This window comes from Burkholderia sola (assembly GCF_905400185.1).
Lineage (GTDB): Bacteria > Pseudomonadota > Gammaproteobacteria > Burkholderiales > Burkholderiaceae > Burkholderia > Burkholderia sola.
This window is the reverse complement of sequence record NZ_FR989676.1, coordinates 2,391,110-2,404,066: the sequence shown is the minus strand read 5'-3', so window position 1 is coordinate 2,404,066 and position 12,957 is coordinate 2,391,110. Positions and strand designations below refer to the sequence as shown.

13 protein-coding genes and 1 pseudogene are annotated in these 12,957 nt (G+C 66.7%); 9 read left to right on the top strand and 5 right to left on the bottom strand.

Translation table 11 applies throughout. The annotated features are described in order from the left end of the window. The first annotated feature begins 60 nt into the window (after positions 1 to 60). The 4 genes and pseudogenes from KR541_RS27200 to KR541_RS27185 form a co-directional block, all read left to right on the top strand. Complete coding sequence (locus KR541_RS27200; protein WP_050011006.1) at positions 61 to 1,395, top strand: chloride channel protein; 1,335 nt, start codon at positions 61 to 63, stop codon at positions 1,393 to 1,395. A gap of 252 nt (positions 1,396 to 1,647) precedes the next feature. Continuing rightward, on the top strand, positions 1,648 to 1,962 hold the full coding sequence (locus tag KR541_RS27195) for a helix-turn-helix domain-containing protein (protein ID WP_080334114.1): 315 nt from the start codon (positions 1,648 to 1,650) through the stop codon (positions 1,960 to 1,962). Further along, entirely contained in the window at positions 1,959 to 3,218 is a 1,260-nt protein-coding gene (locus KR541_RS27190) for a type II toxin-antitoxin system HipA family toxin (protein WP_050011008.1), read from the top strand. Before KR541_RS27195 ends, KR541_RS27190 begins: the two co-directional genes overlap by 4 nt. A 115-nt stretch (positions 3,219 to 3,333) precedes the next feature. Beyond that, positions 3,334 to 3,480, top strand: a pseudogene (locus tag KR541_RS27185) (TIGR00366 family protein); the annotation flags it as partial. A gap of 14 nt (positions 3,481 to 3,494) precedes the next feature. On the opposite strand, the gene KR541_RS27180 reads toward KR541_RS27185, so the two are convergent. The 4 genes from KR541_RS27180 to KR541_RS27165 form a co-directional block, all read right to left on the bottom strand. Then, positions 3,495 to 4,823 (bottom strand): MFS transporter, encoded by a 1,329-nt coding sequence (locus KR541_RS27180; RefSeq protein WP_050011009.1) that lies wholly within the window; start codon positions 4,821 to 4,823, stop codon positions 3,495 to 3,497. Between the two features lie 223 nt (positions 4,824 to 5,046). Beyond that, on the bottom strand, positions 5,047 to 5,979 hold the full coding sequence (gene kce, locus KR541_RS27175) for a 3,5-dioxohexanoate:acetyl-CoA acetone transferase (protein ID WP_050011010.1): 933 nt from the start codon (positions 5,977 to 5,979) through the stop codon (positions 5,047 to 5,049). Positions 5,980 to 6,014: 35 nt separating this feature from the next. After that, complete coding sequence (locus KR541_RS27170) at positions 6,015 to 6,821, bottom strand: SDR family oxidoreductase (RefSeq protein ID WP_050011011.1); 807 nt, start codon at positions 6,819 to 6,821, stop codon at positions 6,015 to 6,017. 73 nt (positions 6,822 to 6,894) lie between these two features. Continuing rightward, positions 6,895 to 7,605 carry a GntR family transcriptional regulator gene (locus KR541_RS27165; protein ID WP_050011012.1) on the bottom strand — a complete coding sequence of 237 codons (711 nt, stop codon included), beginning with the start codon at positions 7,603 to 7,605 and terminating at the stop codon, positions 6,895 to 6,897. A gap of 287 nt (positions 7,606 to 7,892) precedes the next feature. On the opposite strand from KR541_RS27165, the gene KR541_RS27160 reads away from it, so the two are divergent. Continuing rightward, a complete protein-coding gene (locus KR541_RS27160; RefSeq protein WP_124630339.1) occupies positions 7,893 to 8,345 on the top strand; it encodes a type VI secretion system amidase immunity protein Tai4 in 453 nt (150 codons plus the stop codon). Positions 8,346 to 8,399: 54 nt separating this feature from the next. On the opposite strand, the gene KR541_RS27155 is transcribed toward KR541_RS27160, so the two are convergent. Further along, on the bottom strand, positions 8,400 to 9,191 hold the full coding sequence (locus KR541_RS27155) for an IclR family transcriptional regulator (protein ID WP_124630253.1): 792 nt from the start codon (positions 9,189 to 9,191) through the stop codon (positions 8,400 to 8,402). A gap of 159 nt (positions 9,192 to 9,350) precedes the next feature. Between KR541_RS27155 and KR541_RS27150 the strand changes: the two genes are divergently transcribed. From KR541_RS27150 to KR541_RS27135, 4 genes are all read left to right on the top strand, one after another. Then, positions 9,351 to 10,127 carry an ABC transporter substrate-binding protein gene (locus KR541_RS27150; RefSeq protein WP_089489349.1) on the top strand — a complete coding sequence of 259 codons (777 nt, stop codon included), beginning with the start codon at positions 9,351 to 9,353 and terminating at the stop codon, positions 10,125 to 10,127. Between the two features lie 88 nt (positions 10,128 to 10,215). Next, complete coding sequence (locus KR541_RS27145) at positions 10,216 to 10,872, top strand: amino acid ABC transporter permease (protein WP_050011016.1); 657 nt, start codon at positions 10,216 to 10,218, stop codon at positions 10,870 to 10,872. Then, complete coding sequence (locus tag KR541_RS27140; protein ID WP_124630252.1) at positions 10,869 to 11,624, top strand: amino acid ABC transporter ATP-binding protein; 756 nt, start codon at positions 10,869 to 10,871, stop codon at positions 11,622 to 11,624. The genes KR541_RS27145 and KR541_RS27140 overlap by 4 nt, the downstream gene beginning before the upstream one ends. Further along, a complete protein-coding gene (locus KR541_RS27135; RefSeq protein WP_050011018.1) occupies positions 11,621 to 12,931 on the top strand; it encodes an NAD(P)/FAD-dependent oxidoreductase in 1,311 nt (436 codons plus the stop codon). Before KR541_RS27140 ends, KR541_RS27135 begins: the two co-directional genes overlap by 4 nt. Positions 12,932 to 12,957 lie beyond the last annotated feature (26 nt).

Below are 12,957 nucleotides of genomic sequence, written 5' to 3'. Positions count from 1 at the left end.
GGTCCTGACGACGGCGTGCCACTTGCGCGCCGTCCTTTTTCCTCTTCGTTCGCCGACCCCATGCGCCTCGATCTTCCGTCCGCTCCCGCTGCTGCTTCGCCGACCGCCAGCCCGTTCGCGCGCATGGCCGTCGTCACGGTCCTGACCGGCATCGGCGCGGGTCTCGGCGGCATGCTGCTCGCGTTGCTGCTGCATGCGATCCAGCACGTCGCGTACGGCTACAGCGTCGCGCACGTGATCGGGTCCGAGAGCTTCCTCACTGGCGTGACCGCGGCCGAACCGCTGCGTCGGCTGGCGGTGCTGACCGTCTGCGGGATCGTCGCCGGCGGCGGCTGGTGGGCGCTTTACCGGTATGGCCGGCCGCTCGTCAGCATCCGTCGGGCGGTGCGTGCGGCCGATCCGCGGATGCCGTTCGTCAGCACGACGGTTCACGCGCTGTTGCAGATCGTGACCGTCGCGCTCGGCTCGCCGCTCGGCCGCGAAGTCGCGCCGCGCGAGATCGGTTCGCTGCTCGCCGGGCGGTTTGCCCATGCGGCGCGGCTCACGCCCTGCGACTGCCGGCTGATGGTCGCGTGCGGCGCCGGCGCGGGGCTCGCGGCCGTCTACAACGTGCCGCTCGGCGGCGCGATCTTCGTGCTCGAGGTGCTGCTCGGCACGTTCGAACTGCGCGCGCTGATCGTGGCGGTCGTGACGTCCGCGATCGCCGCGGTCGTCGCATGGATCGGCCTCGGCAACGAGCATCAGTACACGGTGCCGGCGTTCGTGCTGAGCACGCCGCTCGTCGCATGGTCGATCGTCTGCGGGCCGCTGTTCGGTTTCGCCGCGTACGGTTTCGTGCGGCTCACGAGCCGCGCGCGCGCGAACGCGCCGAAGGACTGGCGGCTGCCGGTGTTCGCGCTGCTCAATTTCGCGGTGATCGGCGTGCTCGCGATGGGGTTTCCGCAACTGCTCGGCAACGGCAAGGGCCCGGCGGCGCTGGGTTTCGACGGCACGCTGACGATCGGCTTCGCCGCGACGCTGCTCGTGCTGAAGGTACTGATCGAGGCCGGCAGCCTGCGGGCCGGCGCGGAAGGCGGGCTGCTGACGCCGGGTCTCGCGAACGGCGCGTTGCTCGGCGTCGTGCTCGGCGGATTGTGGAGCGCCGTGTGGCCGGGCGCATCGCTCGGCGGATGCGCGCTGATCGGTGCGACCGCGTTTCTCGCCGCATCGATGCAGATGCCGATCACGGCCGTCGTGTTGATGCTCGAATTCACGCGTGCGAATCACGACAGCCTCGTGCCGATGTTGCTGGCAGTGGCGGGTTCGCTTGTCGCGTATCGGCTTGCGCAGAAGCTGGCGGAGCGGCGAGCGACCGCGATCGCGGCCGTCGGCACGCCGGAGGCGGTTGCTCGCTAGCGGGCTCACGCCAGGGCTCGAGTACGCATCGATGCGCGCGGCGATCCATCCACGACGTGGCGTATCTGGAGGGCGACGGGTGGGTACGGGAAGCGCATGCATCGCTGACGCATCACTTCCGTTTCAGAGGGGATTATCCGGGAAATTCTCCCCATAAGATACAACATCAGGGAATTATATTTTCTAAGTACATCCCTTCTATAACTCTGTGATATTGTGAGTTACGAGAGATATCACGCCGGAAGCCCCCCTATGTTGGAATTAAGTTTTCGCAAGCCCAATGAAATCGTCACGCTGCTTTGCGCCAGGCTTCGCACGGAGCGGCTGGCGTTGCAACTGACGCAGAGCGACGTAGCCGCGCGTGCCGGCGTGGGTTCCAATACCGTGTCCAATCTGGAAGCCGGACGCAATGTGAGCCTCGAGACGGTAGTTCGTGTAGCCATGGTCCTGGGACGAAGCAAGGAACTCGAAGGACTGTTCCTGCCGAAGCTCGATAGCCTGGAAGACGTTCACCGGTATGAAAAAAGTGCCAAACGTCAGCGCGTCAAGAGGGGCAACCAGAAATGATCGAGCGGATCGATGTCTACTATGACGGCTGGGGGGAGCACTGGCTGTGGGGATCGATGGTTTCTACGACGGCGATCACGGGGCGCCCGTTGATCGTATTCGAATATAGCGATGACGCGCGCAAGAGGGGGCTGGAACTGTCGTCTTATGCGCTCCCATTGCATGGGGCGAGGCTGCGCAAGGACTTTCCGTCCCACCAGCTGGGATTGCCCGGCCCAGTCTATGACGCGCTGCCCGACGGATGGGGCATGTTGCTCATGGACCGCTGGTTCAAACGCCGCGGTCTCAACGCGGCACGCATCGGGCCGCTGGAGCGGTTGGCTTACATTGGCAACCACGCAATGGGCGCCCTGTCGTTCGAGCCGGTCGCGCTCGAGATCCAGGCACCGCAGCCGGATATTCCTCTCGACCGGCTCGCGGCCGAGGTACAGGAAGTCCTCAATGGTGAGGGCGGCGAATTCCTTCATCAACTGCTGCAGGTGGGCGGCTCTCCGCAAGGTGCCAGGCCGAAGGCCCTGGTCTATCGTGATCCGCAGTCCGGCGTTTTTACCACGGCCGCGGTGGCGGGTTTTGAAGCATGGCTGGTCAAGTTCCCGGCCCGGCAAGAGCATCCCGAGGTGTGCGCGATCGAAATGGTCTACGCCGAGTGCTTGCGCATGTGCGGCATCGAGACCCCGGACACGCTGCATTTCGATTTGCCTGACGGGATGGCGGCATTTGCGTCCAGGCGTTTCGATCGACGGGACGGTCTGCGCGTGCCCATGCAAAGCGTTGCCGCCTTTACCGGTGCCGACTACAAAACGCCGGGTGCGCTGGACTACGTGAACTTCTTGCGCGCGACTCACATGTGCACCAACGACGTACGCGAGAAGGCGCGGGCGTTGGAACGGGCTGTCTTCAATGTCGCGTTCAACAATCGCGACGATCATCCGAAAAACTTCGCATACGTCATGTCGCGATCCGGCCAGTGGAAACTCGCGCCGGCCTACGACGTGACATTCTGCGAGGGACCGGGCGGTTACCACCAAATGGACGTCATGGGCGAGGCGCTGCGGGTCGACCGGGCGGCATTGGTCGGACTGGCAAAGGAAGCGGAGCTTTCCGCAGCGGCTGCCGGCGACATGATCGACGCAATGTGCGGAGTGGCCAGCCAGTTCTCGGCCATTGCGAAGCGCCGCTACGAGGGGATCATCACAGAAGACACGCTGACGGACATTCAGCGTCGAATCGACGAGAACGTTGCGCTGCTGCGCTAGGGCGTGAACATGCCCTCGGGGGGCAGGGGTTGCCGAAAGAGAAGCGGCGAGACGGGCGTTCGTCGGCTCACGGTCTCGCACATGCATGATGGGGATCGGCTCTTGGCAGCGGGGCGCCATCGCGGGGCTCGCCGTGCGCGACATCATAGGATATTGCGTGACGACGCTGCTGTTCGCGGGCGTTGTGTTCGTCGCGCGAATGTACCTGTTCCGACGGCGTGAGGCGCGAGGGGCGGGGGGAACCCGCCTCCCGCCAGCTTGATTCCAGCCGGGCCTTCAGCCGCGCGACCGCACGTCGGCGCGCTCGTGCCCGTGACGCAACGCGAGGCTCGCGAACGCCGCGACGACGAGCGCGGCCGCGAGCAGCGTCAGCCCGTTCTTCGCATTGCCGGTCGTCTGTTCGATCGCGCCGACGACGGTCGGCCCGACGAAGCCGCCGAGCAAACCGCAGGTATTCACGAGCCCGAGCCCGCCGGCCAGCGCACTGCCCGCGAGCCGCGACGCCGGAAACGTGAACACGATCGACTGCACGACGAAGAACATCGACGCGGCCACGCACACGCAGAGCAGCCCCGCCAACGGCGATGCATGCGCGGCGCCGACCATCCCGGCCGCCATGATCACCAGCCCCGCACACAGCATCCGCCGCGAATGACGCGATTCGCGGGCGAAGCGCGGCAACGTGCCTGCGCCGAGCGCGGCGGCGAGCCAGGGCAGCGACGTCAGCAACCCGACCGCGACCGGCGACAGGCGCCCCGACGCGCCGATGATCCCCGGCAGGAAGAAGATCACCGTGTAGATGGTCAACTGATGGCAGAAGTACACGAAGATCGCGAGCCAGATCTGCGGATCGCGCAGTGCGGCGCCGAACGCATGGCCGCCGTGCGCGGCGACGCCTGCGTCCTGCTCGGCGGCCAGCTTGCGCTCGAGCGCGCGGCTGGTTTCCGCGGAGAGCCACGGCGCGGCGCTCGGCCGATCCGGCAATCGCGTCCACACGACGAACGCGAGCAGGATCGCCGGAATGCCTTCGACGACGAACAGCCATTGCCAGCCGTGGAAGCCGAGCGTGCCGTCGAGCTCGATCAGCGCGCCGGCCAGCGGCCCGCCGACGATATTCGCGATGCACACGCCGAGCAGGAAATAGCCGGTCGCACGCGCACGCTCCTCGCGGCCGAACCAGTACGTCAGATACAGCATCACGCCGGGAAACAGGCCGGCTTCGGCCACGCCGAGCAGCAGCCGCATCACGTAGAACGACGTCTCGCCGCTCACGAACGCCATCGCGACCGACAGCGCGCCCCACGTGATCATGATCCGCGTGATCCAGAAGCGCGCGCCGACGCGATGCATGATCAGGTTGCTCGGAATCTCGAAGAGCGCGTAGGTGAGAAAGAACAGCCCCGCGCCGAGCCCGTACGCGGCCGATGAAATGCCGAGATCGACGCCCATCGAATGTTTGGCGAACGCGATGTTGGTGCGGTCGAGAAAACTGATCACATACGCGGCGATCAGCAGCGGCATGAGTTTGCGGAACAGCAGCCGGTTCAGCGACGCGTTCGCGTCGGTCGCGGCGGACGACAAGGCCTGAGCGTGATGAGTGGACATGCGGACGACTCCGGTAAGGGGCGAACCGGCGCGCACGGCAAGCACGGCGCGCCGCGTTCGGCAAATGCCGCTGCGGCAAGGCAGCGGATGGGCAGTCGACGGAGCCGCGCCGGCGGCGCTCGAACGGAGCGGGGCGATCAAGGGCGTCCTGGCGCCGGCCGGCTCGGGCCGGCGCCTTGTCACTGCGCTTGCGGATGCTCGTGTTGAGGGCGGGACCCGGCGATCAGAAATTCACCGCGTCGCCGCCCTTGAGCGCGAGCATCGCGCGCGCCTCGGCCGGCGTCGCGATCTCGAGCGACAGGCCTTCGAGCACCTGACGCATTTTCAGGACTTGCGCGGCGCTCGATTCCGCGAGCTTGCCGGGCGCGATCCACAACGAATCCTCGAGCCCGACGCGCACGTTCGCGCCTTGCGCGGCGCCGATCGTCGCGAGCGGAATCTGGTTGCGCCCGGCGCCGAGGATCGACCACACGTAATCGCCGCCGAACAGGCGGTCGGCCGTGCGGCGCATGTGCATCAGGTCCTCCGGATGCGCGCCGATCCCGCCGAGCAGGCCGAACACGCTTTGCACGAAAAACGGCGGCTTCGCGAGCCCGCGGTCGACGAAGTGCGCGAGGTTGTACAAGTGCGAGATGTCGTAACACTCGAATTCGAACCGCGTGCCGTTCGCGCCGCAGCGCGTGAGGATCGTCTCGATGTCCGCGAACGTGTTCTTGAACACGAGATCGCGGCTTTTCTCGAGATGTTCGCGCTCCCACGGATGCTTCAACTCGGTAAAGCGCTCGAGCATCGGATACAACCCGAAGTTCATCGAGCCCATGTTCAGCGACGCGACCTCGGGCTGGAAATGCAGCGCCGGCTGCAGCCGTTCGTCGACCGTCATGTGCGGGCTGCCGCCCGACGTGAGGTTGATCACCGCGTCGGTCTGCGCCTTGATGCGCGGCAGGAACTCGGCGAACACGGACGGATCCTGCGTCGGTTTGCCGTCGGACGGGTTGCGTGCGTGCAGATGCAGGATCGCCGCGCCGGCCTGCGCGGCCGCGACCGCGGCCGTTTCGATTTCGTGCGGCGTCACGGGCAGATACGGCGACATCGACGGCGTATGGATCGCGCCGGTCGGCGCACAGGTGATGATGACTTTGCGAGCGTTGGCCACGGATGGATTCCTTTCGATGAACGATGCAGGACGCGTCAGAGCACTTCGACGTTGCCGCAGACGGAGATCGCCTGCCCGGTGATCCCGTGCCCGCCCGGCGAGCACAGGAACAGCGCGGTCGCGGCGATTTCGGACGGATCGGTCATGCGCCGCAGCGAGATCTTCTCGAGATAGCGCTTTTCCATTTCGTCGTAGCCGATGCCGAGCTGCTGCGCGCGCGCGTCGATCACGCGGCGCATCCGCGGACCGCGCACGATGCCGGGCTGGATCGCGTTCACGCGGATGCCGAGCGGCCCCAGTTCGATCGCGAGGCTTTTCACGAGGCCGACCACCGCCCATTTGGTCGCCGCATACGGCGTGCGGAACGCGTAGCCGAGCCGGCCGGCGACCGACGACAGCGCGATGATCGCGCCACCGTGTTTCGCTTCGCGCAGCAGCGGCACCGCGCGGCGCGCGAACTGGAATTGCGCGTTCAGGTTGATCGCGACGGTCTGCTCCCACTGCACGGGGTCGATTTCGTCGATGCCGCCGGTCGGGCCGGCGATGCCCGCGTTGTTGACCAGCACGTCGAGGCCGCCGAGCCGCGTCGACACGTCGGCGAACACGCGCTCGACGGCGGCCGGGTCGGATACGTCGGCCAGCGTCGCGCTGATCGCGCCGGCCGCGGCGTGCGGCGGCCGGTCGGCGAGCGCCGCGATCGCGGCTTGCGACGCGTCGCACACGTGCACGCGCGCGCCGCATTCGGCGAACGCGTCGGCGATTTCGAGACCGATGCCCGACGCGCCGCCCGTCACGAGGACGCGCAGGCCGTCATAGGGTTTCAGCAGGTCGGAAGCTGTCATGCCGGGTTGTCTCCATCGTTGATGTAGTGGGATGGCGGCCGCTCGCGTGTCGGGCGGCCGTCGCAAGCGGCCGCTACGGCTTCGCGTTCACGGTCCGCGGCGTCTGTTCGGCCCGCAGCGTCTCGGCGAGATCGTGCGCGGCGCCGCCGATGTCGAGCGCGATGCCGGCCCGCACGCCCGCGCCGTCGCGACGTTCAAGCGCATCGACGATCGCGCGGTGCGCATCCATCGAGCGCCGCATGTGCGGGATGTCGAGCGCGACCATGTTGAGGAACGGGCCGACGCGCATCCACAGGTTCTCGACGATCGCGAGCGTGTTTTCGCTGGCGCCATGCGCGTAGATCGCGCTGTGGAACGCGAAATTGCTTTGCAGGTAGGCGCGCGAGCGGCCGGCCTCGACGTGTGCCTGCATCGTCTCGCAGGTCCTGCGCACGGCCGCGATCTGCGCGTCGGTCATCCGCTCGCACGCACGCTCGGCGATGCAGCCTTCGAGCGCGATCCGCACGTCGCGCAGTTCGTCGAGCATGTCGAGCGTCATCGGCGGGACGACGAGCGCGCGATTCGGGCCGTCTACCAGCGCGCGTTCGGCGCGCAGCCGCGTGAGCGCGGCACGCACGGGCATCGTCGACGAGCCGACCGCCTCGGCCACGCTGCGCAGGCTCAGCGCCTGGCCGGGCGCGAAGCGGCCGCTCATCAGTGCTTCGCGCAGTTGCTGGTAGACCTTGTCGGCCATCGTTTCCTGTTCGATGGCTTTCAGTGCGGGCGGGACGATACGGGGCGGCAAGGCGTGGCTCCTGGGTTTGATCTGCGATCTGTGATCACACTGGTGATGTGCGAAGTTTTGTCGATCGGCGGAGCCGAGTCAAGGCGAACAGGATCGGGGAAAACCAGGGGATGGACGAAGAGGCTGTCGGCGACAGTCGGCAATACTTTTCCGCGTCGGGGTTGGATCCGATCATCGAGGCACGACTGCGGATGGCGATGGAGGCGACAATCCAGGGGCGCGGCCAAGTTACTTCAACGAACCGGGTGCGCGGTATCGTACCGATCGCGCAAATTTTGGAGCCTGTCATGAGGCGAATCTGGATCGCTGCCGCGTTGGCGTGCATCGCGTTTCAACCGGCGATGGTCGTGGCGAAGGACGTCGCACAGCAGTCGCCTGAAGCAGGCTCACGGATTTACCTCCAGAACTTCAAGGACATGGTGCTTGCGGAGTGCCTGGCTACCGCTTATAAGCACGAGCCCGGCGCGAGCACGGACATCGGCAGCAGCGCCAGCGCGTTGCGCGACTGGACCTACTACGACATGGAACGTGCGCCGGACGTGATTCACGCGCTGGTCGCGAAGTATCTGGCGCGCGACTATCGGAATCCGATTGTCGAATCCGAAGTCCGGGATGTGAAGTTCGACTTCCTGAAGTGCATCGATCTGTATCACGGCAAGGCACTGGACGCTGCGGCGAAGCAATTCGTATCGCGCCCGAACCGTACCTACCGGGTCGAGCATCCGCCGAAGCCGCAGTAGCGATCGAACGTCGTTGCGCGATGCAACGGCGCGCCGTATGCCATTTCGCTGCCGCTATTCAAGCGTCCGAATCGAATTGCTGATCCCGCGCGCGCAGTCGATCACCGCCGGCGCGAGCTTGCGACGCGCGTCGTCGAACGTCCAGCGGCTTGTCGGCGCGACCACGTGCACGGCCGCGACCGGCTGCCCCTGGCTGCCGAGCACGGGCGCCGCGATCGACATGTCGCCGATGAACAGTTCTTCCTGGTTGGTCGCATAACCTTCGCGCCGTGCGCTGTCGAGCAGCGCGACGAGATCGTCGAGCGCCGTGACCGTGCGCGGCGTATGCGGCGTGCGCGCCATGCCGTCGAGCCGCACACGCGCATCGTCCGGCGGCAACGCGCTCAGGAACGCGCGCCCGGAGCCGGTGCAGTACATCGGGATACGGCTGCCGATCGGCATGTGGATCGGCACGAACTTCGTCGACACGAAGCGCGCGACGTACACCATTTCATCCTCGTCCGGCTCGGTGAGGTTGGTGGTTTCGCCGGTCAGGTTCGTGAGCTCGGACAGGAACGGATTCGCGACGTCGATCAACGTATCGGCCGCCAGATAGTTGAAGCCGATCCGCATCACGTGCGGCGTGAGCTGGTAGCGCCGCGTGACCGGATGCTTGCGGATGTAGCCGAGCTTCTCGAGCGTATAGACCATCCGCTGCGCGGAGCTTTTCGTCATGCCCGCCGCGTCCGCCACTTCCGCCAGCGTCATCGTGCGCCGCTTCGCGCTGAACGCGCGCAGCACGTTCAGCCCTTTTTCCAGCGACTGGTTGAATAGCAGATCGTTTGCTTGGTCGGGCGACGTTTCCATGGCGAAGGGCGGAATCGATTCGATATCGCATCATAGCGTATCGAATATCGATACGCAAAAATCTGTTTGCGATGTTTTTGATTCGTTTTAAGATCAAGTCATCGTCGCAGTGTCGATCAGCGACCGGCCGGCGCCCGGATTATTCGAGAAGGAGTCACCATGGTTCCGTTCATCAAGCGGTTCGGCGCACTGGCCGCCGGTTTCGCCATCTGTATCGCACTCTCCACGGCATCGGCGGGCGCCGTTGCGGCCGAGCCCACGCTGAAGGTCGGCGCGACGGCCACCGGCGTGCCGTTCACGTTTCTCGACGTCAAGAGCAATTCGATCCAGGGGATGATGGTCGATGCGATCACGGCAGCCGGGAAGTCGGCCGGGTTTCGCGTCGACGTGCAGCAGACCGTGTTTTCCGCGCTGATCCCGTCGCTCACCACGCAGAAGATCGACATCATTTCGGCCGCGATGCTGAAGACGCCCGCGCGCCAGCAGGTCGTCGATTTCTCCGACACCGTCTACTCGTTCGGCGAAGGCCTGATCGTGAAGGCCGACGATCCGGGCCGCTATACGTCGATGGACGATTTCAAGGACCAGGTGGTCGGCGCGCAGGTCGGCACGGCGTTCGTCGATGCGCTCAACAAGAAGGGCATCTTCAAGGAAGTCCGGACCTACGATTCGATCGCCGACATCATGCGCGACGTCGCGCTCGGGCGCATCAAGGCCGGTTTCGCCGACCAGCCGATCGTCGCGTACCAGATCGAGCACGGCGTCAATCGCCAGGTGCGGCTCGTGCCCGAATACCAGAGCGTCGTGAAGGGGCAGGTGTGCTTCATCGTGCGCAAGGGCGACACCGCGACGCTCGAACAGCTCAACGGCGCGATCCGCAAGATGAAGACCGACGGCACGCTGCAGCAGATCCTGCAGAAGTGGCACATGAGCTGAGCGTCGTCGCTCGATTCCCGACCGGTATCGCCCGCGCGTCGCGGGCATCCCCAGCGGCGGTCTGTCCGGACGTCGCATAGGAGACCTCATGTTTTTTCAGAACGCGATCGATTTTCTGCCGATCCTGCTGAAGGGCGCGGTGGTCACGATCGAGATCACCGCTTGCGCGTTCGTGCTCAGCTCGGTGCTCGGGCTGATCCTCGCGCTGCTGAAGGTGTCGCGCAATCGTGCCGTGTCGACCGCCGGCAGCACGATCGTCAACGTGATCCGCGGGCTGCCGATCATCGTGCAGCTGTTCTACATGTACTTCGTGCTACCTGATCTCGGCATACAACTATCGGCGTTCCAGGCCGGCGTGCTCGGCCTCGGCATCGCGTATTCGGCATATCAGGCCGAGAACTTCCGCGCGGGCATCGAGGCGATCGACCGCGGCCAGATCGAAGCCGCGCACGCGATCGGCATGCGCGGCCCGATGATCATGCGGCGCGTGGTGCTGCCGCAGGCATTCCGCATCGCGCTGCCGCCGTACGGCAACACGCTGGTGATGCTGCTGAAGGATTCGTCGGTCGCGTCGACGATCACGGTCGCGGAAATCACGCGCGCCGGCCAGTTGATCGCGTCGTCGACGTTCCAGAACATGAGCGTCTACACGCTCGTCGCGCTGCTGTATCTCGCGCTCGGTCTGCCGCTGATGTTCGGCGTGAACCGGCTCGGCAAGCGGCTCGCACTGAGGAGGGGCGCATGATCCGGATCGATTCGATACACAAGCGGTTTCAGCAGCACGCGGTGCTGAAGGGCGTGAGCCTCGACGTGCAGGCGGGCGAAGTCGTGTGCCTGATCGGGCCGTCCGGTTCCGGCAAGTCGACCGTGTTGCGCTGTATCAACGGCTTCGAGACGTACGACGAAGGGTCGATCACGATCGACGGCGTGAAGGTCGACGCGCATTCGAAACGGATCCACGAACTGCGGATGCGGGTCGGCATGGTGTTCCAGCGTTTCAACCTGTTCGCGCACCGCACGGCGCTCGAGAACGTGATGGAAGGGCCTGTGCACGTGCGGCGCATGCCGGCCGCGCAAGCGCGCGAGCAGGCCCGCATGCTGCTCGACAAGGTCGGGCTTTCGCACCGGATGAATGCGTATCCGTCGGAACTGTCGGGCGGACAGCAGCAGCGCGTCGCGATCGCACGCGCGCTCGCGATGGCGCCGCAGGCGATCCTGTTCGACGAGCCGACGTCGGCGCTCGACCCCGAGCTCGTCGGCGAAGTGCTCGGCGTGATGCGCGGGCTCGCGCGCGACGGGATGACCATGGTGGTCGTCACGCACGAAATGGCATTCGCCCGCGAGGTGGCCGATCGCGTGTGCTTCCTGCACGACGGCACGATCTGCGAAAGCGGGCCGGCGCGCGACGTGCTCACGCAGCCGGCCCATCCCCGCACGCAGGAATTCCTGCGCCGCCTGCTGGCGTCGGACGGCGCCGACCACCCGGATCGAACATGAGCGCAACGCACGCGGCACCTGGATGGCCCGACTCGCCGTGGCCCGATTCGCTGTGGGCAGCGACCGCCGCGCCGGCGGCCGATACGCCCGCGCTCGACGCGTCCGTGTCGTGCGACGTGGCGATCGTCGGTGCCGGCTTCACGGGCCTGTCGACCGCACTTCACCTGGCCGAACGCGGCGTGAACGTCCGCGTGATCGACGGCGCGCAGCCGGGCTGGGGCGCATCGGGCCGTAACGGCGGGCAGGTGATTCCCGGGCTGAAATACGACCCGGACGAACTGGTCCGCCGATTCGGCGACGAGGCCGGCGAGCAGCTTGCCGGCATCGTCGGCGGCGCGGCCGATACCGTGTTCGACCTGATCGCGCGGCACGGAATCGACTGCGATGCGCGTCGCGCCGGCTGGATCCAGCCGGCGCCGACCGCCGCGATGCTCGACACGGTCGCACGCCGTGCGCAGCAATGGGCGGCGCGCGGCGCGCCGGTCGACGTGCTCGGCCGCGACGACGTCGCGCGGCGGCTCGGCACGCCGGCGTATGCGGGCGGATGGATCGATCGCCGCGCCGGCAGCGTGCAGCCGCTCAGTTATACGCGCGGCCTCGTACGCGCCGTGCAGGCGAGCGGGGCGGTCGTGCACGGCTTGACCCGCGCCGTCGGGCTGACGCGCGCCGACGGCCGCTGGCGGATCGCGACGTCCGGCGGCGCGACGCTGTCGGCCGAGCGCGTCGTGATCGCGACCAACGGCTACACGGACGGGCTGTGGCCTGGCTTGCGTCAGTCGGTGATCGCCGCGAACAGCTTCATCGTCGCGACGGAACCGCTCGCGCCAGCGCTCGGTCGCGACATCCTCGCCGGCGGCGAGGTCGCATCGGATGCGCGGCGTCTGCTGCTGTACTTCCGCCGCGACGCGGCCGGGCGCCTGTTGATGGGCGGCCGAGGCCCGTTCGCCGACCCGCGCGCGCCGAGCGACTGGCGACATCTCGAACGCGCGACGACGCTGTTGTATCCGCAACTGAAGGGTGTCCGGTTCGACTACCGCTGGGCGGGGCGCGTCGCGATCACCGCGGATTTCCTGCCGCACGTGCACGAGCCCGCGCCGGGCGTGACGATCGCGCTCGGCTACAACGGCCGCGGCATCGCGATGGCGACGACGCTCGGCAAGCATCTGGCCGCGCATCTGTCGGGCGATGCGCAACTGCCGCTGCCGTTCCGGGTCACGCCGATCCGGCCGATCCCGTTGCACGGGCTGCAGCGCTTCTATATCGCGGCCGGCGTCGCGTGGTATCGCTTGCTCGACAGCCTGTCCTGACGCAAGCGTGACGGCAGTCGCCATTC